This is a genomic window from Paenibacillus sp. EPM92, from assembly GCF_016586185.1.
GTDB classification, from domain to species: Bacteria; Bacillota; Bacilli; order Paenibacillales; family NBRC-103111; genus Paenibacillus_G; species Paenibacillus_G validus.
Genome location: NZ_BCPS01000026.1, coordinates 21,095 through 42,943, shown reverse-complemented (window position 1 = coordinate 42,943; position 21,849 = coordinate 21,095). Strand labels below are relative to the sequence as shown.

Genomic DNA, 21,849 nt, shown 5'->3' with positions numbered 1-21,849 from the left:
CCTCCAAGCCGTACAGCCAGTTTATATTCAGCTACCGGTCATCGCTTTTTTCTCTAGTGTACCAGAAAGCGGCCCGGCAAACCATTCGGCGCCCCTGCGGCTCATTGATCCGAAAGGATCAAATTTTAATCAATTCATGCTCGAACTTAAAGGAAAGATGTCAAAACATGACGAATTACATACAGGAGCAGCACTGCCCATCCCCCGCTTCACCTATCGCAGCGGCGGAAATCCCGCGCCCCTTCTAACCGGGAGGGAACCCATTTATTACCAGTTATGATGGGCAAAAGATTCCTGTATAGTAAAAGCAAGTTTAAAATGGTGGAGGACCGCCAATCATGTTCAAAGACTTTATTGCGAACGCGTCGATACTCGTCGCTTCCTTTTTTATTATAGGACAATGGTTCAAAGAACGACCGCTCCACGTGGACTCTCCCTGGCCGACAAAAGTGTTCGCGGGGATCTGCTTCGGGCTGCTGGGCGTTCTGCTGATGATTTTCAGCATTCACGTGGAATCGGACGTCATCGCCGATCTGCGGCATATCCCTATGGTCATCGCCGCCCTGCAGGGCGGGCCGATTCCGGCCATCATCGCAGGCGTATTCATCCTTTGCGGACGCATCGGCTTGTTCGGCGCCTCTTTCGCCGCCTTCACGTCGGGTGGCATGATGCTTCTGATCTCCGTCGTATGCGGCTTCCTGGCAGGACGCAAAGGACTTACCCTGCTGCGTTTCTTCGGGTTGAACGTCTTCGCGATGACTGGCATCTCCATCATCATTCTGATTAACTTGAATCAGGCCGGCAATCTGAGTAAAGCGCCTCTGGTTCTGACGAATCAATGGCTCGTCTCCACGGGCGTCGGACTGCTGTCGGTATACATTTTTCTAAATATCATCCGTTCTCATGCCTCCATTCGGAAGCTGCAGGAAAGCGAGGAGCGATACCGGCACCTCATCGCTTCGTCACCGGACGCTACGCTGGCGATATCCGGCCGCAACATCGTGTTCATCAACGATAAAGGCTTGAAGCTGCTTCATGCCGCGTCTCCGAAAGATATTTTAAACCGTCCGATTGTCGACTTCATCCATCCGTCGCTCTTGGAGAAAGCCTACCGGGACTGGCAATCCATAAAGGCAGGAACGCTGAAATCGGACTTGATCGAGCAGCGGTTTTTGCGTTTGGACGGAACGACGGTCGAAGTCGAGCTGTCCGTCTCTCCGATTGTTTATCAAGAAGAAGGCGCCTATTTGATTACCATTCGGGACATCACCGCCCGTAAAAATACCGAGAAAAAGCTGCAGGACGCGCTGGGGAAGCTGCAAAAGCTGTCCGACCTCGACGGCTTGACCGGCATTCCGAACCGCCGCAAGCTGGACGAGTATTTGCTGCAAGCTTGGAACGAAGGAGCGGCCGGCGAATCGACGCTGGCTTTCTTTTTATTCGACGTCGATTATTTCAAGTACTATAACGATCACTACGGGCATCTGGGAGGAGACGAGGTGCTTCGCGTCATTGCCGCCGTCGCCAGCGGGCTGCTGCACGAGCACGGGCATTTTGTCGCCCGTTATGGCGGAGAGGAATTTGCCGCTGTCCTGAAAAACGTATCGCTCCAGGAGGCCTTCCACTTAGCCGAAGAGTTTCGTTCCCGCATCGAACGTCTGGCGCTCCCGCATGCGCAATCGAAAATCGCGGAACACGTGACCGTCAGCGTCGGTTTGACTGCAATCGTTCCCGATACGGCCGGCACCCCCGAGCAGCTTGTCGAATATGCGGATAAAGCGCTGTACCGGGCGAAGGCCGAAGGCCGCAACCGCGTAGCCGTCAGCTTCCCGGACTACGACCGCGAAAGTTAACAAAGGCGGCCATCCGTGCTATAATGTCTGGGGTAACACCCAATTTGTTGCTTACGGGCACGGCCGTCTGGGCCGGATCGCCTGCAAGCTGCCTTAATGAGGGATTTGTTTTGAAACGTACTCCTTTCCGCAAGTTGGTTGTAACCGCGCTCGGGCTGCTGCCGCTTGCGGTTCTTCTTGTTGTTCTGTTTGGCGGCGACAAAACGCTCGAGGTGCGCATGCTGTATGCGACGCAGGGCGATGCGTTCGACCCGGCCGCATATGGCCAGCTGCGCCAATCGCTGCTGGCCGGGCTCGTTCTCGAGAAGCAGGATCTCGCCCGTTTATCGGCGCGAAAGCTGCACGATTACGACACGATTTACCTGGACCCGTCCCTGCACCGGTCGTTAACGGATGCTCAGCGCCAGTCGCTTGAGGCTTACGTTCGGGGGGGCGGGCATTTGTTCCTTGAAAATGCGTTCGCCGCCGATTTCGAGCCCGCCTTTCTCGGCGCGGCTCGTCTGGTGGACGTGCCTGCGCCCGATCGCGAGGCGCTCCCGACAGCAGCAGGCGCCACCCTGTGGACGTATCCCGGCGTCGATGCCGATTTGCTCGGCATTCAGCAGGTGCTGCGCACGTTCGCCGATACGTTCTTCCGTCATGATACGGACGGCAGCTTGAGCCGTTTTTCTTGGGGCAAGGGCATGGTGCCTTCAACGGCCAAGACGCTTGTGGCGATGAACGGCATCTCGCTGTATACGGTGAACCGCTACGGAGAAGGCACCGTCTTCCTGAGCGGCACGCTGCTGCCCAACCGCTATTATTTAACCGGCTACGACTTGAGCAGCGGCATGGATCCGGCGCTTGGCTTCGATAAGCTGGCCGCCGAAGAGAATGCCGCGATCCGGCCGAAGACCGGCGCGCTTTATTTCGACCGCAGCCAGCTTCCCGTGGAACCGTACTTTCATTTTACGTTCTCGGCGGGCAATGCGCTGATGCGCACCGAATACGCCGCTTACATATCCAAGCTGAAGCTTGGTTACAGCGTGAAGAAGACGCTCGGCCCGTATGGGCGGCCTGCGATGGCGCATCAGAATCATTTTGAGGCGATGGAGGCCATTCGCGACGGGGAAGGCATCCAATGGGCGGAATTGCTGAAGAAGCATCAGCAGATCCCGTCGTTCTCGCTCGTCCGTTCCGCGTTCACGTGGGGGCGTTGGCAGGAATCCGTCGTCGTTCATCTAAACACGGGAACGAACGCGAAGCCCGCCTTCGCCGGCGAAACGCCGAACTCGTTCTACTCCAGCGGCACGCGGCTGCTGGCGGACGGCGCTCCGATCCGGCTGGCCGCGTACCCGGAGTACCGGTCGCTCGGCGATCCGATTACGCAGCCGGTGCGGGCGGTACCCGCGCTCGCCGATCTGACCGGCGACGGGCGGATCGATTTGGCCGTCGGCTCCAGCGACGGCGGATTGTATCTGTACCCCGGCCTCACGGCCGGCGGCGAGGCCCATCCGGCGCAGGCGCTCCCTGCAGGGCAGGCGCCGCCGCTCAGCTTCGGTCCGCGCGAGCCGCTCCGCGACACCGGCGGCGCTCCGCTGACCGCAGGCGGTCCGTACGCCGGTGTCGCAGCGTACGATCTTAACGCCGACGGCCGGCCGGATCTGCTGATCGGCCGGGCCGACGGCACGCTCGCCGTCGCTTACGGCGCAGCCGGCGGCCGGTTCACCGCGCCCGCTCCGCTGCTTGGCGGCGGGCAGCCGATTCGCGCCGCTGCACCGCTGGCGGCGGCCGTCGGTGACGTCACCGGAGACGGCATCCCCGACCTTGTGGTCGGGGATGCCGATGGTGCGGTGACGCTGTTTGCCGGCGCGCGGGGGACCGGCGGCGCGCCCGGGTTCGGGCGCGGGCAGGCGCTGTTCCGGCTGCCCGCGGCGTTCGCTGCGCCGTCCGTCCGCGACATGGACGGCGACGGACGCGCCGACCTCGTCGTCGGCGGCCTGGAAGGCGACCTGCGCGTCTACGTGCAGCAGACGGACGCCGCAGGCGCCATGACGTGGCGCGATGCCGGCGTCGTGGAAGGCGCGACCGTGAATCAGCTGGGCAACCATGCGCTTGTCGGCGGCCATAACGCCGTTCCGCTGTGGGCGGATCTGAACGGCGACGGCTTGGACGACCTGGTCGTCGGGCAGCTCGAATTCAGCGCCCCTTATCCCATCGACGAGCCCGGCTTTCCTTACAAGGAACAGCTCGCCGAGTTTATTCACTATAGTGCGGAACATCGACTGGAGTTGTACCCGCATCTTTTCTTTCACCAATATACAAGCGACGCGCAGGAGAAGCAGGAAATCGCCCTGCACCGGCAGGCGTTCGACAAGCTCGGCATCCCGTGGAAACAGACCGGCACGAACCAGCATACGTGGCGCATCAACAACCCGGCGCGAACGCAGACGTTTACGAACGAACGGGAAGCGGACATTTGGTTTAACTTCGGCTTCAAGCCTTCGTTCATCAAAGCCGATCCGCGGCTCGGCGTCGAATACAACTGGGGGCTGCCCTTCCTGATGACCGACTCCGGCGGCGCGCCGGATCTGAAGCAGCCGATGATGCTCTACACGCCGGCGCCCGTGCTGCGGACAGACCCGAACACGTCGACGAAAGACTTGTTCGAAGCCTATGTCGCGAACGACATGCCGATCGATTATTTCGAGCATATCGAGTACCATTTTCCGCTGCGCGTGAACGAGCTGCTGGAATTCGTTCAATATTTGGACGAGCTGCGCACAGCGCATAACTATAATTTTATGACGGAACCGCAAATGGCCCGTACGTTCATGAACGCGATGACGACCGATGTGAAACTGCACCGCTCCTGGATGGACGCCGTGACCCTGCGGTTGAACAGGATGCTCGGCCTGCCGGCCGACCCGCGGTTCACGGCTACGCCGGACACAGCTTCCGTACCTGAACAGGCGGCGGAATACCGCGGCACGCTCGGCCTCGTCGTCGAGCCGGGCAGCGCGTACACCGGCCGGCAGCCGACGACGCACGCCGACGTGCGCGATCTGCGCGGCGGCAAACTCTACTTCGGCGCGCCGGGGCCGACGGAAGTGCGCTTCGTCAAGCCGGACACGGCCGCGGCGGACACCGCGCCTCTGCACATGCAGCGCGTGAACGTGCCGTACGTGCTGAAAGCGGCCCCGGGCCGCTGGACGCTGCGGCTCGACGCGGCAGGCATGCAGCAGGTGAAGCTGCAAAGCGCAAAGCCGCTTGTCATCGAAGGGCCGGATGCGGACGTTCGGCATGACGCAGCAGACGGCACATACACGGTCACGCATTACGGCGACCCTGTAGAGCTGACGATTACTTGGAGCGAGCCGTAGTCCGGCGCTTGATCGGTCGCCCGCTCCAAGGACCGGTAAATCGGCGCATCCATAGCGCATCATGGTTCGATCATTCAACAATCGACTGTTGACGTTCCAACGTTCCAACGTCCCTGTTTCGTTAAAGCTACAATTCTTGAGGAGGCTTCCCCATGCAAGAACTGCTTGAAGAGCTGGAATCGCATATCAAAAGCCGCTACGACATCGCCGATGACGACGACGACTTCACGGTTGACGTTCATCTGTTCGACTACGGCTTTATCGATTCCATCGGCGCGACCGCGTTGATCGCGCATATTGAGAAGACGTACGGCATCCAAGTGACGCCGCAAGATCTCATGCTGCATCCTATGAACACTGTTCGGGAAATCGCATCGTTCATTCATCTCAAGAAGGCGAGGTAACGCAAGGTGGAATGTATCGTATCCCTGGAGGGCCTTGCCCCCAGCCAACACGGACAAGTGAAATACGCTGCTTCGTTCATTGACGAGACGATCTCGGACATTCGGCTCGAAGGCACGACCCTTCGCATCGTACACGAATCTCCGAAAGGCAACGGCGCGATCGAAGATCGCGTCCGCAAGCTGATCGACCGTTTCTCTCAAGGGGACTTCGGCTTTAAGGAAAATATTCTTTTCGAACACAAAACCGTTACCCCGTACGAGCAGGATATTATCGCCGAGCTCGCCGCCAAGAAGATCATCAAGGTGCTGGAGCCGGGCCTGTTCATCTTCCGCGAGCCGTTCTCGAGCTTGATGCGCTTCTTCGACTACAGCTTCGTGTCCAAGATCGCCAGCCGCTTCGAAGGCGTCACCACGGAAGAATATCCGGCCGTCATTCACGCCGACTCGCTGAACAAAACGAACCATTTCACTTCGTTCCCGGAGCACATTCATTTTCTGACTCACCTGCGGGAGGATTTGGACATCATCGAAGCGTTCTCCCAAGCGGTCCGCGACAACGGCGGTTGGCAGCACGACGCGCCGCTGGATCTGAACGCCAACATGCCGAAGCCGAAGTTTACAATGAACCCTTCGACATGCTACCACTGCTACGAAGGGCTGCAGAACGAGACGCTCGATGGCGATGGCGTCGTGGTCACGGCAATCTCCAAATGCCATCGCTTCGAATCGCGCAACCATACCGATTTCGGGCGTTTGCTCGACTTCAGCATGCGCGAGATCATCTTCGTCGGCAAACCGGAGTTCGTGAAGGAGAACCGACTTCGCGCTATCGAATATTTGAAAGAGCTGGCCGTCGAATGGAACGTGGACAGCGTGATGGAAATCGCCAACGACCCGTTCTTCACGAACGATTTCCAGGTAAAGGCTTCGTTCCAACGCAATCAAGAGATGAAATACGAGCTCAGACTGACCATTCCGCATATTAAGAAATCGATCGCCTGCAGCTCGGTCAATTTCCACAGCAATACGTTCGGCAACGCCTTTAATATCAAAACGGGCAAGCGTCCCGCCGTCACCGGCTGCGTCGGCTTCGGTATCGAGCGGTGGACGTTCGCTTTCCTGGCCCAATACGGACTGGACGAGTCTGAGTGGCCGGCTGCGTTCCGCGAGCAATATCACGCTTGGCAGCTAAAATCGGTCTAACGCGTTATGATGTCAAAGACATTCGCCCTGTTACGCAAAAACAGCTTCGTGCTGCTGCTGCTCGCCGCTTTCGTGCTGTCGGATCTCCTGATCTCGTATTGGGATCCGATGGTGACGTCGCGGCGTTTTTACAAAAACGACTTTACCAAGACTTTATATCATCACGGGTGGCAGAATCACGGACCGGTCTTCTACGGCAATTCGGCGGTCACCGGCGCTTACATCGAGCAAGATTCCAGATCCAAGCTGATCGAGATGGGCTTGTCCTATGGCAAGCTGACCGATCTGAAGGCGATTCTCGAGCAAGGACGCTTTCACGTCGAAGACCAGCTCGTCATCGGGATTGACGTTCATACGATGCTCGATATTTTGGAGACGGACCCGACCTACCCGTGGTTCAAACCGTGGTACCAGCCGTACGTCTACGCATACCGCGATTACTTCCGCGACTCGGGCACGGAGGCCGTCCGGCAGCTCTACAAGGGCATCACCCGGCTCGACGCCGCCGAACTGACCCGCTACGAGCCCCGCTGGATTGACAAAGAGCTGTACTTCGGCCGCATCGAAGCGGACAAGCTGAAGGCCAAGGAGGCCGATTACGACCGCCGGTTCGGCTGGGTCTCGCAGCACGAGTACAAGGACAATCTGGCGGCGCTCGATTGGATCATCCGGTATGCCCAATCCCAAAGCTTGCCGCTGCGGGTCGTCTGGATGCCTTGGAATCGCGATTACGCGCTGCCCCGTTACATGCCGGGACTGCAGCAGGACGTTAACGCCCGCTTGCAGGCGGCCGGCGTTCCGACGCTCGATCTGCTGACCGCGTACGATCCGAAATATATGCACGACTTGGTTCACTTGAGCCGTCAAGAAGGCGCGCCCGTGTTTACGAAGGAGGTGGACGCGTGGCTCGATTCGCTCGCCAAATCATCGAAGTGATTGTGTACTTGGCCATGCTCGTCTTGGTGCTCGTTTATTTTACCGGCAAAGGGCTGTTCATCTACGAAGGTTTCTAACCGAGGGGGCGGCAGTCCAAGCTTCCGGTCTGCAACCAGCGCCTTCCCGAAATGCACGCAGCCGCGCCCCGCGCGCTTGGAGGATTATACATGTGGTACTTGAATATGAACGCCGTGATCGCCATCATCGGCATGGTGCTGGTGCTTGCGCTCACCCGCCGCTGGCCGGGCAACAAGCGATACTTGCTGCTGGCGTTCAATCTATGCTTTCTGTTCGTTTTTAGCCAGAAGCTGTTCGTCTTCTATCTCGTTTACACCGCCTTGAATTACTTGGCGTTTCTTTGGCTGTGCCGGACCACGAGATGGCGTCGTACCATGTTCGTGCTGCTCATCGCAGCCAACGTAGCAGCCGTCTGCTCGCTCCGGCTGTTCGGCATGGAGCTGTTCACGCATCCGCTGTTCGACGCCGTCATAGCCCTCGGACTGATTTACAACGTGCTGAAGGTGGTCGACGCCCTTTACTTTGCGTACTTCATCGGGAAAGAAGCCCGTACTAAGGCGCTGGACTATTTTAACTATATTTTGTTCATTCCGACCTTCACGTCCGGCCCGATCTTGAAATTCCGCGATTTCATGGCCGATACGAAACAGCCCTATCAGGTGGACGCAGCGCAAACCGAGGAGAACGTCAAGCGCATCATCTTGGGGATGTTCAAAAAGATCGTGCTGGTCACCTGGATGACTGACGTGTTCAATCACGTGTCGGCGCAGGAGCTGCACACACACCAATCGCTGTTCTTGATGGTGTGGTTCTACGCGCTCATCTTCTTCGACTTCTCGGGGTACTCGGATATCGCCGTCGGCTTCGGGCGACTGATGGGCTACAACATCCCGGAGAACTTCAAGAAGCCGTTCCAATCGCCTACGCTCACGCAGTATTGGCGCAACTGGCACGCCACGCTGGGCGACTGGTTCCGTGATCACATCTTCATGTTCGTCTCGCGCCAAACGCCGACCAAATGGACCGCAGCCGGTCTCTCCCTGCTCGTCATGGTGCTGATCGGCCTGTGGCACGGGTTCAGCTGGCTGTACGTACTGTGGGGCGTCTACCACGGCCTGCTGCTTGGGCTGGAAAACTTGCTCGGCTACACGACCGTCAACAAACGCAAAGTATCGCGCGCCTACTTCTACGGTCGCTGTGCGTTGACGCAGCTGTTCGTGACGGCCGCCGTCATCGTCTACAGCGGCAATAGCGAAGCCGTCTATAAGATTTACCGCGGCTTGGCTAACTGGCCGTGGTAACCCCGTCCAGGCACGATACGCCAATAAAAAGCAGCATCTTCCGGAACCGTCAACCGATCCGGAAGCGCTGCTTTTTATTCGTTTTTCCCTACTCTTATATTTATTCCCCGTTTAACTGGCGTCGGACTGCCGCACTTGACGCTCTTGGCGCTCCTGCCGTTCTTGCCGCTCCGGTCTTTCAATTAAGTCTAACCCGGCAGATTGCACCGCGCATTGAACTTGATTTCCATTCAATTGAAGCATCAGTTCGCCAACCGGCTGGTATACGCTATTGCCATCCATCTTATGAATATGTACGCTGCCGGACTTGAGATTAATGTTCAACGACAGCTGGTCGGGCAGCTCCACTAAACAATGAAACTTTTTAAAGCTGTTTGGGAAACGTAGCCACGTGCCTGTAACAGTTTCTACGATTTGTGTGTCCTTCATTCTTATTATACGAACCACCCTCTCTTTAAAAAGTGTGATGATCTAAGCTGCCCTTTGCGAAGACATTTTCCATTATAAGTCAAAGCTGTTACAAAGTAACGGGAACACTGTCGAGCGTTTTGTCGAAACCGAAAATCTTTCGAAAAAGTTTTCGATAGCGGTTTTGAAGCCTGTCTTCCTTCACTTTCTTCATTTGTTGAAGATCATCATTTGATGCTGGCAGGAGGGATTCACTTCCGTAAGATCCATTTAAGAATGATTTTCATTCTCTTTTAGACAAAATTTTCACCATTCATCGACATGTAGGCGGTCTGTTTGTGTTTAGTCACTTTTGCAGCACCTTAACAGCTTCCAAAACTACGTGCTGTTCTGGCAATCCGTTTCCGTTGCAGGTATCATCATGGCGCTGATCGGCGGACAAAGACCGATAGCCGTTCTTACTTTTGGGTACACTGTTAGGGATAATCGCCATCCTGTCTGATAGAACCGGATGGCTTGCCTTGTTCACGAAAACTGACACTTTAAGACCAGGCCGACTAATGGTATAATTCTGGTTGAATTGTTGTTTGTACACGCGTACATTTAGATTTCCATCATTCGGAGGTGTCTTATGAAGTTAGGGGTTTTTACGGTCTTGTTTCAACAAAAACCGCTGGAGGAAGCGCTCGATCTGATCGCCGCGCAAGGACTTGAAGCGGTCGAAATCGGCACCGGCGCTTGGCCGGGCAATTCGCACTGCGATCCGGACGTTCTGCTCTCGGACGATAGCAAGCTGAAAGCATTCAAGCATGCAGTTGAGTCCCGCGGACTAACGATTAGCGCGCTGAGCTGTCACGGAAACCCGCTGCACCCGCAGAAAGCCGTCGCCAAAGATTACCATGATACGATTATCAAAACGGTCGACCTCGCGCAGCGGCTCGAAGTGCCGGTCGTCAACACATTCTCCGGTTGTCCCGGCGACTCCGAGGACGCGAAATATCCGAACTGGCCGGTCGCCCCTTGGCCGCCTGAATTTCAAGAGATTTTGGATTGGCAATGGACCAACAAGGTGATTCCGTACTGGACGGAAACGGGGAAATACGCTTCCGACCGCGGCATCAAATTCGGCTTGGAGCTGCACGGAGGCTTTTCCGTACATACACCGGCTACCTTGCTTCGTCTGCGTGAAGCGGCAGGCGACGTCATCGGCGCCAACCTTGATCCGAGCCATATGTGGTGGCAGGGTATAGATCCGGTACAGGCGGTGCAAATTCTCGGCCGCGCCGGAGCGATTCACCACTTCCATGCGAAAGATACGACGATTGATCCGATCAACGTTAATCGCTACGGCTTAACTGATATGCAGCCTTACACGAATATGCTCGACCGCGCTTGGCAGTTCCGCACCGTCGGGTATGGCCATGATATCAAAACCTGGGCTGACATCATCAGCGCTTTGCGCCTCGTCGGTTACGACTATGTCGTCAGCATCGAGCATGAAGACGGCCTAATGTCCGTTGAAGAAGGCTTCACCAAAGCGGTCCAAAACTTGCAGCAAGTGCTGATCAAAGAACCGCTCGGCCAAATGTGGTGGGTGTAAGCAGCAGAAAACAAGGGGCTGTCCCTAAGCCATGAACATGGCTGAGGGATACCCCTTGTTTTACTTTTTAAACAAATAGCCAAGCTCCAAGAGAAGCCGAGTCAGCCTTGGCTGTGTTTGAAATTTTCGAGGATGCCTACAAGAAAGAGGCTGCCCTTAAGCAGATTTCTGCTTTTGGGACAGCCTCTTGTTGGTTTCGCGCTTATTTGAATGGAATCGGGGGCCTTACATCCCCATCCAGCCTTTGATCATGATAAAATCCATGAATCCAAAGACTAGCAGCGCCACTACTCCGAAACCGATGGCAAATAGATTTTTCTTAGGGGCTGCCAGCTGCCGGAGCACACCGATGGCGATAATGATCGTAATCAGAAGTACGAACGGATCGAACCAAGTAAATGTGCTTGCGGTTTTTGCTGCCTCTTCAGCCAAAAACATGGAGAGACCTCCTTCTATATACAGAAATGCTTATACTAATCTTAGCTTGACTCGCTGCGAGTTGCAAGCGAATTATCCGGAACGATATTTCCAAAGCTGCGAATTCCATAGATATGTAACAAGATTGTCAACTTTTTCTGAAGGCCCGCCGGGTCGATCAAAGTATAATACAAACCCGCATTAATTATAATAAATCGTTATAGCGTTGTTCATCGCAAACGATTTACTCGACCTCTTAAAAGTGTTACTATAAGTGTAGTTTATTTTTCACACCAGTTTGATCGGAATTATTTCCACACGTCAAGGAGGAGCATACACCATGGCCTATGAAGCTATTTGGGCGGCCGATACGTCCAAATTAAACAAAATGGAACTCGTAAAGTTGGAGAAAGACGGTCTTGACGTCATCCGCACTATCATCGAAAAATACGCTCACGAGGGTTACAGCTCGATTACCCCGGATGATATGAATCTGTTTAAATGGGCTGGCGTCTATGAGCAAAAGCCGAAAGACGGTCACTTCATGATGCGTGTCCGCGTGCCTTCCGGTATCATGACAACCGCTCAAGCACGTGCTATGGCGGACATCGCCAGAGATTACGGCCGCAACCTGGTGGACGTTACGACTCGTCAAGCCATTCAATTCCACTGGCTGACTGTCGAGCAGCTGCCGGACATTTTCAACCGTCTGGAAAAAGTCGGCCTCTATTCTTATGAAGCATGCGGTGACTGCCCGCGTACCATTGTCGGCAACCCGCTGGCCGGTATCGACAAAGACGAGCTGTTCGACACAACGGCGCTGGTTAACGAAGTCAACGATTTCTTCTTGTTGAACCGTGATTTCTCAAATCTGCCGCGCAAATATAAAATGTCCATTTCTTCTAATATTTATAACTCCGGCCATGCCGAAATTCAATGCTTGGCATTTACACCGGCATCCAAAGTGATTGACGGTCAAGAAGTGCTTGGCTTCCATGCATGGGTTGGCGGCGGTTTGTCCGCGAAGCCTCACCTTGCGAAAAAACTTGACTTGTTCGTTCGTCCAGAGGAAGTATTGAAAGTCGCGATCGGCGTCACAACGATCTTCCGTGATTACGGTTACCGCGAGAAGCGCCATCATGCCCGTCTGAAATTCCTCGTAGCCGATTGGGGTCCAGAGAAATTCAAAGAAAAGCTGGTTGAAGTCATCGGCGAAATGCCTTCGCTTGGCGAAGATCGAGTCGTTGGCTGGACAGCAGCCTATTTCGATGGCGTGCACAAGCAAAAACAAGAAGGCTTGAACTATATCGGCCTTAGCGTTCCGGTTGGCCGCTTGAGCGGCGATGAGTTATCCGAATTGGCCGAAATCGCCGATACTTACGGCGACGGACATATCCGGACAACCGTATCGCAAAACATCATTATTTCAGGAGTTAAGGACGAGAACGTCGATAAAGCGTTGGCTGCCAAAGTTCTGGAGCGCTTGACGCCGAACCCGAAACACTTCATGAGCCGCACGGTATCCTGTACGGGCAACGAGTTCTGTAATTTGGCCGTCGTTGAGACGAAAGAGCGGGCTCGTGCCGTTGCCGAATATTTGGACAAAAATGTTGAACTCGATGAAGAAGTGCGCATTCACTTCATCGGCTGCCCGAACGCATGCGGTCAGAAGCACATCGCCGATATCGGTTTGCAGGGCGCTTTGGTGAAGACGCCGGAAGGCATGGTCGATGCATTCGATCTATCGGTTGGCGGTATTCTTGGACCTGGCGCAAAATTCAACGAGACGTTGAAAGGCCGCGTGAAAGGCGATCAAGTAGGTCCGGTTCTGGAACAATTAATCCTGTTCTTCAAAGAAAACCGCGGTCCGGAAGAATCGTTCCATCAATTCGTCGGTCGTGTCGGCGTTCAAGCCTTCCAAGAAAAATTGACTTCGATTCTTGCCGAAATCGCATACGTATAATACCGTTAGTTAAAAAGCACGGGTTTGCTTCTTAGGAAGCGAGCCCGTGCTTTTTCTTAAGATGTGGATACCTTGTCCAGACGATCTCCGTCCGCGCGGAACAACCATACTCCAGCCTTCGAGAGAAGCGAATAAAGGACGGATCGCCCGGCTGTTGCCGTTCAATCCGTCCCTTCCACGACAGGTGGCTTTGCTAAACCGCTGCATCCTCCAACGCCTTCAGACGTTTGAAGTAATCCTCGGATCGGGCCTTATCCCGCTCAAGGATCGGCTTTAAGTACTTGCCGGTATAAGAGCCCTCTACTTTCACGATATCCTCCGGCGTTCCCGTAGCGACAATCATGCCGCCGCGGCTTCCGCCTTCCGGTCCCAAGTCAATGATGTAGTCGGCGGTCTTGATCACATCCAGGTTATGTTCGATGACCAATACGGAGTCTCCGTTCTCTACCAACCGGTGCAGCACTTTCAACAAACGGTCGATATCGTCGATATGCAGGCCGGTCGTCGGTTCATCCAAGATGTAGATCGTCTTCCCTGTGCTGCGGCGATACAGTTCCGCCGCCAGCTTGACGCGCTGTGCTTCACCGCCGGAGAGTGTCGTCGCCGGTTGTCCCAAGTTCATATAGCCGAGACCCACATCAAGCAGCGTCTGCAGCTTGCGATGAATGCGCGGGATGTTTTTGAAAAACTCGCAGGCGTCTTCAATGGTCATCTCGAGCACTTCCGCAATGCTCTTCCCTTTATATTTCACTTCGAGCGTCTCGCGGTTGTAACGTTTGCCCTTACAAATCTCGCAAGGCACGTATACATCCGGCAGGAAGTGCATCTCGATTTTGATGATGCCGTCGCCTCGACAAGCTTCGCAGCGCCCGCCCTTCACGTTAAAGCTGAAACGGCCCTTCTTATAACCCCGCACCTTCGCTTCGGTTGTATTCGAGTACACATCGCGAATATCGTCGAATACGCCCGTATACGTGGCCGGGTTAGAACGTGGAGTACGCCCGATCGGCGATTGATCGATGTTGATGACTTTGTCGACATGCTCCAGGCCTCTAAATTCCTTATATTCGCCGGGCTTTACCTTTGCCCCGTTCAGTTCTTTGGCAAGCGTCTTATACAGGAGCTCGTTAATTAGTGTACTCTTGCCCGAGCCGGAAACTCCCGTCACACAGCTGAACACGCCGAGCGGAAATTTCACGTTCACGCCGCGCAGGTTGTTCTCTTTGGCTCCGCGGATTTCGAGCCACTTGTCGCCCGGCTTACGGCGCTCTGCCGCGATCGGGATGAACTTACGACCGCTCAAGTATTGACCGGTGAGCGAATTCGCATCTTCCATAACTTCCTGCGGCGTGCCTTGGGCGATCACCATCCCGCCGTGTATACCCGCGCCAGGACCGATATCGATGATATAATCAGCCGCCAGCATCGTATCCTCGTCATGCTCGACGACGATCAACGTATTGCCGAGGTCGCGCATATGCTCGAGCGTCTGAATCAGACGGTCATTGTCGCGCTGGTGAAGCCCGATGCTCGGCTCATCCAGAATGTATAGTACACCCATCAGACTGGAACCGATTTGCGTCGCCAGCCTGATCCGCTGCGCCTCGCCTCCTGACAACGTGCCAGCCGCCCGGTTCATGGCTAAATAATCCAACCCTACGTTAACTAAAAACCCGAGACGCGATTTAATTTCTTTGAGAATCAAATGTGCGATCGTCATCTCCCGTTCGTTCAAGGTCAGCGAATCGAACCATTCATGCGCCTCCCCGATCGACAACGAAGTGACGTGCGCGATGTTCTTGCCGTTGATCGTTACGGCGAGCGTCTCCGGCTTTAAACGGTGCCCTTTACACTTGGCGCAAGGCTTGGCGCTCATATACTGCTCGATGTGCTCGCGAATGCCTTCGGAGAACGTCTCGCGATAACGGCGCTCCAAGTTATTCACGATGCCTTCGAAGGCGACCATCGCTTCCTTCTTATGCCCGAAGTCGTTCTCGTATTTGAACTTCACTTTCTCGCCGCCCGTACCGTTCAGCAGCTTCTGCATCTGCTCTTTGGTCAGCTCCGATACCGGGACGTTCTGCGGGATGTTATAGTGCTCGCATACCGCGGCCAGAAACTGAGGGTAGTAGTTCGACGTGCTGCCCGCCCAAGCTTCGAATGCACCGTCTTCAATCGTGAGCTTCGGGTTCGGAACGAGCAGGTCCGGGTCAACGATCATCTTCTGTCCGAGACCGTCGCACTCCGGACAAGCCCCGAACGGGCTGTTGAAGGAAAACATCCGCGGCGCCAGCTCCTCGATGCTGAATCCGCATTCGGGGCAAGCCAGGTTTTGGCTGAACAACAGTTCTTCCTTCTCCATGACGTCTACGATCACTCGACCGTCCGCCAGCTTCAACGCGGTCTCCAGCGAGTCCGCCAAGCGCGTCTGAACGTCGTCCTTCACGACGATCCGGTCGACAACCACTTCAATGTTATGCTTTTTGTTCTTCTCAAGCTCGATCGTTTCGGACAAGTCGCGAATTTCGCCATTCACGCGGACCCGGACAAAGCCCTGCTTCTGAATGTCGGCGAGCAGCTTCGAATGCTCGCCCTTCCGGCCCGACACGAGCGGCGCCAAAATTTGCAGTCTCGTCCGCTCCGGGTACTCCATAATCCGGTCAACCATCTGCTCAACGGTTTGCGACGTAATCTCGATACCGTGCTGCGGACAATGCGGACGCCCTACACGTGCGAACAGCAAGCGCAGGTAATCGTAAATTTCCGTCACCGTACCGACGGTTGAACGAGGGTTGCGGCTCGTCGTCTTCTGATCGATCGATATTGCCGGCGACAAGCCTTCGATCGAATCGACATCCGGTTTATCCATTTGACCAAGAAACTGCCGCGCATAGGCCGAGAGCGATTCGACATACCGCCGCTGCCCTTCGGCGTAGATCGTATCGAAGGCCAAGGACGATTTGCCGGAACCGCTCAAGCCCGTCAGCACGACGAATTTGTCGCGCGGGATGGTGACATCGATATTTTTCAAATTGTGGGCTCTGGCGCCCTTGATGACGATATTGTCTCTGGCCACTCGTTCTCCCATCCTCTCTTTCGTTACAGCTCGGCCTTCATCTCCAGAATGGCGTCGCGCAGCTCTGCGGCGCGTTCAAACTGCAGGTTTTTGGCGGCTTCCTTCATCTCTTGCTCCAATCTTTCGATCAACGACATACGGTCTTTCTTCGACATCTTGGCTCCCTTGACGTCTGCCAAGTAGTCGGCCTTCTGCTCCGCAACCTTTGTCGCTTCGATGACGTCGCGCACTTTCTTCTGTATCGTCTGCGGCGTAATGCCGTGTTTTTCGTTGTAAGCCAATTGAATGGCGCGGCGCCGGTTCGTCTCGGTAATCGCTTTGTTCATCGAATCGGTCATTTTGTCACCGTACATGATGACCCGGCCGTTCGCATTACGCGCCGCGCGCCCGATCGTCTGGATGAGCGAGCGCTCCGCGCGCAGGAAACCTTCCTTGTCGGCGTCGAGAATCGCCACCAACGAGACTTCGGGCAAGTCGAGACCTTCCCGCAGCAGGTTGATCCCGACCAGCACATGGAAGACGCCTAAACGCAGGTCACGCAAAATTTGCATTCGTTCGAACGTCTTGATTTCCGAGTGCAAATACCGCACTTTGACGCCGATCTCTTTAAAATAGTCCGTCAAATCCTCGGACATCTTCTTCGTCAGCGTCGTCACGAGCACCCGCTCGTCCTTCTTGATGCGATCCTGGATTTCTCCGAGCAGATCGTCGATTTGTCCCTTCGTCGGCCGCACCTCGATGATCGGATCGAGCAATCCTGTCGGGCGAATGATTTGTTCCACCATCTGCGGACACTTCTCGATCTCATACGGGCCTGGCGTCGCGGAGATATACACGATCTGGTTGATTTTCTTTTCGAATTCCTCAAAGCGCAGCGGACGGTTATCCAGCGCCGACGGCAGACGGAAGCCGTGCTCGACCAGCACTTCTTTCCTGGCGCGGTCGCCGTTGTACATCGCCCGGATTTGCGGCAGCGTCACATGCGACTCGTCGATCATGATCAGCATGTCGTCCGGGAAATAGTCGAACAGCGTGTAAGGAGTCGCTCCGCGTTCGCGGAACGTCAGCGGTCCGGAGTAGTTCTCGATCCCCGAACAGAAGCCCATCTCCTGCATCATCTCGATATCATAACGGGTGCGTTGTTCCAACCGCTGCGCCTCCAAGAGCTTGCCCTGTCCGCGCAGCTCGGCCAGCCGCTCCTCCAGCTCCCGCTCAATGTTCACGAGCGCCACCTTCATCGTATCCTCGTGGGTCACGAAGTGGGAGGCCGGGAAAATCGCAATATGGTCGCGTTCGCCAATGATTTCGCCGGTCAGCACATCGATTTCCGTAATCCGTTCGATCTCGTCGCCGAACAGCTCGACGCGCACCGCCTGTTCCCCCCGCGAAGCCGGGAAGATTTCGATCACGTCGCCGCGGACGCGGAACGTGCCGCGGATAAAGTTCATATCGTTGCGCTGGTACTGGATGTCGATCAGCCGGTGCAAAATGTCGTTGCGCGAACGCTCCATTCCGACCCGCAGCGACAGCAGCAAATTGCGGTACTCCATCGGCGATCCGAGGCCGTAGATGCACGACACGCTAGCCACTACGATGACGTCGCGGCGTTCGAACAATGAGCTGGTCGCCGAGTGGCGGAGCTTATCGATCTCGTCGTTGATGCTCGAATCCTTCTCGATGAACGTATCCGAGGAAGGAATGTACGCTTCCGGCTGGTAATAATCGTAATAGCTTACGAAATATTCCACTGCATTATGTGGAAAAAACTCCTTCAGCTCACTGCACAACTGCGCGGCCAAGGTTTTGTTATGCGCGATCAGCAGCGTCGGACGGTTCAGTTGAGCAATGACATGCGCGGCTGTAAACGTCTTCCCCGTTCCCGTCGCACCTAGCAGCGTCTGGTGCTTCTGTCCCGAGCGGATGCTCGATACCAGCATCTCGATCGCGTTCGGCTGATCCCCTTGAGGCGTATAGTCCGATACGAGCTGGAACTTCTTATCGCTTATGGTTACTTCGCTCATCTCATCACCCATTCATGAAAAGAGTGGAAATCTTCTAAAGTTTCGGTTACCGGATTCCGATAAAAAGGTAGACCATCTATGTGCGTAGCTTCGACTCCGTTCGACTGCGTTCCTGTAATAGGAATATTTGTTCCCATACATTATACCTTTTTTCCGTTTCTGTTGCAAACGAACCCATTCGTCTTCCGTTCATTCCGAACGGATATTCCAATGACAAGCGACAGGTGACTGCCGTTATTCATATTTGAATCTCTAGGGGTGGAACGAAAGTGGATTTGATGACAATCATCGGGATCATCATCGGTATTGGAGGATTAATTGGCGGTTATATGATGGATGGCGGACATATTTCCGCGCTCTTCGTCCCAAGCTCCATGCTGATTATAGCGGGCGGCACGATCGGCGCCGTGCTTGTCAGCTTTCCGTTAAAACAAATTAAAGATATTGGCAAGGCGCTGAACATGGCCTTTCGCGAGAAGAAACAAGACCCGGGGCAAGTTATCGAGGAGCTCGTCGATATGGCGACCGTAGCCAGACGCGAAGGCGTCCTCGCTCTGGAGCAGCGTGCTCAAGAGAATGAGAATCCGTTCCTGCGGGACGGCTTGATGATGGTGGTCGACGGGACCGATCCCGAACTGACCCGCCAAATTTTGGAACTGGAGATCGACGCTCTTGAAAATCACCACGAAGGCTGGGCCAAAATGTTCGAAGCCGCCGGCGGTTACTCCCCTACCATGGGGATCATCGGTACGGTAATGGGCTTGATTCATGTGCTCGGCAATTTGGATGACCCGGGAAGCTTGGGACCGGCAATCGCAGTCGCCTTTACGGCCACCTTGTACGGCGTAGGTTCCGCCAACCTCATTTTGCTGCCAATTGCAAGCAAAATCAAAGTTCGCAGCGCGGAGCAGGTCGCCGAAATGGAATTGATGCTGGAAGGGATACTAGCTCTGCAAGCGGGTGAAAATCCGCAATTGATTAAGAAAAAGTTGAGTTCTTTCCTCCTTCAAGATCACATTAAAGGCGAGAGCGCAGGTGAACCCGGTGGCGAGGAATAGGAGAAAGAAGCAGGCCGTGCCTCCCAATCACGAGCGCTGGCTGCTCAGCTACGCGGACTTTATTACACTCGTCCTGATTTTCTTCATCATCATGTATGCCATGAGCAAGATCGATGTTCAGAAATACGAAGTGCTGGCGAAAGCGTTGAAAATGGAATTCATGAAAGCCGATACGATTATGCCGCAGGGCCAAGGCATCATGGGTGCCGCAAACCCGTCCGCGGGCGGCGAGGACAACAAGACAGAGCAGGAACAGAATGATAACGCGGAGACCGGGAAGGAAGAACAGCAGCAGCGGGAAAAACAGCTGGAAGACCTGCTTCAGAAAGTGCAGGCCTACATTCAGGAAAACAACCTGCAAGCGCAAATATCCGCGGCAAATACGCCTCGCGGCGTAGCGGTCACCTTGAACGACTTGTTCCTATTCGATCTCGGGAAAGCCGACCTGAAGCCGGGAGCCTTGCCGATCTTGAACCAATTGGCAAGCTTGTTTCCTACTCTGCACGCGGTCATCAGTATTGAAGGACATACGGATGATTTGCCGCTGTCGACCGGCTCCGTGTATAAAGACAACTGGGGATTATCGCAAGCGCGTTCGTTGTCTGTCCTGCGCTACTTCGTCTATACCGCGCAGCTAGATCCGAAGAAGTTCGTCTCGACGTCTTATGCCGATACCCGGCCGGTGGCCGAAAACAACAGCGATGAGAATCGCGCGAAAAACCGCCGCGTTGAGATCGTTGTTCTAAGGTAACGCCATCTATGCAAGGAGCCTGGGGCTTTCGCCTCAGGCTCTTTGTTGTGCAACCCGACGTTCGGGCGTTGGGCTGGTATCCGCATGGGCCGATCACGAAATCCCTATTCCGTGCCGAAATGTCCGGATTGTCGTGACGCCTGCCCTTACATGCTCTTTGAATTTTTTTCATTGCGGAGTAATCCGATCAAACGGCGGCTCAAGTATGCCCAAATCGATACCTGCTTCTCCTCCACATAGTACAGCACATCTTGGTCGGGAGCGAGTATAATGCCGAGCTGATGATGCTCCCCCGAGTAAAGCGCCCGTTTCAAGAAGCGGTTCTCCAGCGCCCCATCGAGCACTTCCAATCGGCAGAACGCCGGATTCAATTGCATCGCCTGATGCAGCGCCTGCTTGCTGCGAACCGGAACCCCGTTCACCTTGCTGACGATCTCACCGGCTTTAAGGCCGAGCTCCTCGGCCGGACTGCCCGGCAGCACGGCTAATATTTTCAGCCCTTTGTCCGTGTGTACATAAATCGGGCGGCGGCGGCCTTCATCCCAACGGCTATACACAATCATCGCCTCATGGAGCAAAATCGCAAATAAGCTTGCCGTGAACGTTAGCACCGGCAGCCATGCGCTTAAAGCGGCCAGCCCCAGTAAAATTAGCGCATACAAGATCAGTAAATTGGAACCGATCCTCGCCTTGTCCTTCGGCAATCGCGAGATTGTCATCTCCGTAAATCCGATCATGACGGGAAACCCCACAATCGTCCAGCCGTTCTGCCACAGCTCGCCCCCAAGCAGCGGCGTCCACGGAAGCAAAGGCCCGCCCGCCGCTTGCTGCAGCGGGACGACGAGAAACAGCGCCATCGGCCAAAAGCCCTGCAGCTGGTAACCGCCGACGATTCTTCCGCGCTTCCCCTCGACAAACATCGGCATGCCGAGCCGCGTTCCTTGCTTCCTTACGTAGATCGCCTCGGCCAAATGCAAGATAGCGACGAGCGCCAGCATGGCCGGTATGTCCAGCGCGAAGAGCGGTTTCGTCAGCCAAGCCCAGTCATCCGACTGCCTCACACCCGGGATCGCCGACAGCACCACCTGAAGCATTCCGATGACACCGACCGCATACGCCCAGCATAAGTATCTGACGCGCACGATAACGAGCAGCAGCGAGACGATCCATAACAGCAAGACCGCCTCCTGTTGAACCGTTGCTCCGATGCCTGCCATCAATACCGAGACGCATAACCCCCCGACCCATCCCCATAACACGATTCGCCACGTCTCCGGCAGGAGAGCGTGCAGCTTCGTAGAGAACAGCCTGCGTTCCATCGCGATTTGTCTGCGGTATTGCAAAATAATAAAGAGGATGCCCACATAATAAAAAGGATGCAGGAATAGCTGTACGATCGCTTGCAGTCCCTGCCACCCTAAAGCCTGAACCCAATCCATGGCGCGCTCCTTTGATCTGAATCAGAATAGTCCCTGGTC

At 55.2% G+C, this 21,849-nt stretch carries 15 protein-coding genes; 10 read left to right on the top strand and 5 right to left on the bottom strand.

The annotated features are described in order from the left end of the window. Positions 1-338 precede the first annotated feature (338 nt). From JMF85_RS05445 to JMF85_RS05420, 6 genes are all read left to right on the top strand, one after another. On the top strand, positions 339-1,853 hold the full coding sequence (locus JMF85_RS05445) for a diguanylate cyclase domain-containing protein (protein WP_127608696.1): 1,515 nt from the start codon (positions 339-341) through the stop codon (positions 1,851-1,853). A gap of 110 nt (positions 1,854-1,963) precedes the next feature. Further along, positions 1,964-5,215, top strand: a complete 3,252-nt coding sequence (locus tag JMF85_RS05440; protein ID WP_236595745.1) for an FG-GAP repeat domain-containing protein — start codon at positions 1,964-1,966, stop codon at positions 5,213-5,215. A 152-nt stretch (positions 5,216-5,367) separates the two neighbouring features. Beyond that, complete coding sequence (locus tag JMF85_RS05435) at positions 5,368-5,619, top strand: acyl carrier protein (RefSeq protein WP_054798620.1); 252 nt, start codon at positions 5,368-5,370, stop codon at positions 5,617-5,619. Positions 5,620-5,625: 6 nt separating this feature from the next. Continuing rightward, positions 5,626-6,822, top strand: coding sequence for a class-II aminoacyl-tRNA synthetase family protein (locus JMF85_RS05430; RefSeq protein WP_127608694.1), 1,197 nt, complete (start codon positions 5,626-5,628; stop codon positions 6,820-6,822). A 6-nt stretch (positions 6,823-6,828) separates the two neighbouring features. Next, entirely contained in the window at positions 6,829-7,758 is a 930-nt protein-coding gene (locus JMF85_RS05425) for a hypothetical protein (RefSeq protein ID WP_236595744.1), read from the top strand. Positions 7,759-7,925: 167 nt separating this feature from the next. Then, entirely contained in the window at positions 7,926-9,077 is a 1,152-nt protein-coding gene (locus JMF85_RS05420) for an MBOAT family O-acyltransferase (RefSeq protein WP_141336193.1), read from the top strand. 111 nt (positions 9,078-9,188) lie between these two features. On the opposite strand, the gene JMF85_RS05415 is transcribed toward JMF85_RS05420, so the two are convergent. Continuing rightward, a complete protein-coding gene (locus tag JMF85_RS05415) occupies positions 9,189-9,506 on the bottom strand; it encodes a hypothetical protein (RefSeq protein ID WP_196426999.1) in 318 nt (105 codons plus the stop codon). Between the two features lie 610 nt (positions 9,507-10,116). Here JMF85_RS05415 and JMF85_RS05410 point away from each other — a divergent pair. Next, complete coding sequence (locus JMF85_RS05410; protein ID WP_127608692.1) at positions 10,117-11,085, top strand: sugar phosphate isomerase/epimerase family protein; 969 nt, start codon at positions 10,117-10,119, stop codon at positions 11,083-11,085. A gap of 225 nt (positions 11,086-11,310) precedes the next feature. Here JMF85_RS05410 and JMF85_RS05405 read toward each other — a convergent pair whose 3' ends face one another. Next, the gene (locus tag JMF85_RS05405) at positions 11,311-11,523 is read right to left on the bottom strand and encodes a DUF2759 family protein (RefSeq protein ID WP_127608691.1); all 213 of its coding nucleotides are present in this window, start codon (positions 11,521-11,523) and stop codon (positions 11,311-11,313) included. A 319-nt stretch (positions 11,524-11,842) separates the two neighbouring features. On the opposite strand from JMF85_RS05405, the gene JMF85_RS05400 reads away from it, so the two are divergent. After that, complete coding sequence (locus JMF85_RS05400) at positions 11,843-13,465, top strand: nitrite/sulfite reductase (RefSeq protein WP_127608690.1); 1,623 nt, start codon at positions 11,843-11,845, stop codon at positions 13,463-13,465. Between the two features lie 193 nt (positions 13,466-13,658). On the opposite strand, the gene uvrA is transcribed toward JMF85_RS05400, so the two are convergent. Continuing rightward, positions 13,659-16,541 carry an excinuclease ABC subunit UvrA gene (uvrA, locus tag JMF85_RS05395; RefSeq protein ID WP_127608689.1) on the bottom strand — a complete coding sequence of 961 codons (2,883 nt, stop codon included), beginning with the start codon at positions 16,539-16,541 and terminating at the stop codon, positions 13,659-13,661. 23 nt (positions 16,542-16,564) lie between these two features. Continuing rightward, positions 16,565-18,562, bottom strand: a complete 1,998-nt coding sequence (uvrB, locus tag JMF85_RS05390) for an excinuclease ABC subunit UvrB (protein WP_201317868.1) — start codon at positions 18,560-18,562, stop codon at positions 16,565-16,567. A gap of 269 nt (positions 18,563-18,831) precedes the next feature. On the opposite strand from uvrB, the gene JMF85_RS05385 reads away from it, so the two are divergent. Next, positions 18,832-19,620: a flagellar motor protein gene (locus JMF85_RS05385; RefSeq protein ID WP_201317867.1), complete on the top strand. Its 789-nt coding sequence runs from the start codon at positions 18,832-18,834 to the stop codon at positions 19,618-19,620. A 16-nt stretch (positions 19,621-19,636) separates the two neighbouring features. After that, positions 19,637-20,371 carry a flagellar motor protein MotB gene (locus tag JMF85_RS05380; RefSeq protein ID WP_397375745.1) on the top strand — a complete coding sequence of 245 codons (735 nt, stop codon included), beginning with the start codon at positions 19,637-19,639 and terminating at the stop codon, positions 20,369-20,371. Between the two features lie 146 nt (positions 20,372-20,517). Here JMF85_RS05380 and JMF85_RS05375 read toward each other — a convergent pair whose 3' ends face one another. Beyond that, on the bottom strand, positions 20,518-21,810 hold the full coding sequence (locus JMF85_RS05375; RefSeq protein WP_127608686.1) for a PDZ domain-containing protein: 1,293 nt from the start codon (positions 21,808-21,810) through the stop codon (positions 20,518-20,520). Positions 21,811-21,849: the final 39 nt, after the last annotated feature.

Coding starts and splice junctions, on each gene's coding strand:
- JMF85_RS05400 (WP_127608690.1), top strand. CDS start 11,843: ATGGCCTATGAAGCTATTTGGGCGGCCGATACGTCCAAATTAAACAAA.
- JMF85_RS05420 (WP_141336193.1), top strand. CDS start 7,926: ATGTGGTACTTGAATATGAACGCCGTGATCGCCATCATCGGCATGGTG.
- JMF85_RS05425 (WP_236595744.1), top strand. CDS start 6,829: ATGATGTCAAAGACATTCGCCCTGTTACGCAAAAACAGCTTCGTGCTG.
- JMF85_RS05435 (WP_054798620.1), top strand. CDS start 5,368: ATGCAAGAACTGCTTGAAGAGCTGGAATCGCATATCAAAAGCCGCTAC.
- JMF85_RS05375 (WP_127608686.1), bottom strand. CDS start 21,810: ATGGATTGGGTTCAGGCTTTAGGGTGGCAGGGACTGCAAGCGATCGTA.
- JMF85_RS05445 (WP_127608696.1), top strand. CDS start 339: ATGTTCAAAGACTTTATTGCGAACGCGTCGATACTCGTCGCTTCCTTT.
- JMF85_RS05410 (WP_127608692.1), top strand. CDS start 10,117: ATGAAGTTAGGGGTTTTTACGGTCTTGTTTCAACAAAAACCGCTGGAG.
- JMF85_RS05415 (WP_196426999.1), bottom strand. CDS start 9,506: ATGAAGGACACACAAATCGTAGAAACTGTTACAGGCACGTGGCTACGT.
- JMF85_RS05405 (WP_127608691.1), bottom strand. CDS start 11,523: ATGTTTTTGGCTGAAGAGGCAGCAAAAACCGCAAGCACATTTACTTGG.
- uvrB (WP_201317868.1), bottom strand. CDS start 18,562: ATGAGCGAAGTAACCATAAGCGATAAGAAGTTCCAGCTCGTATCGGAC.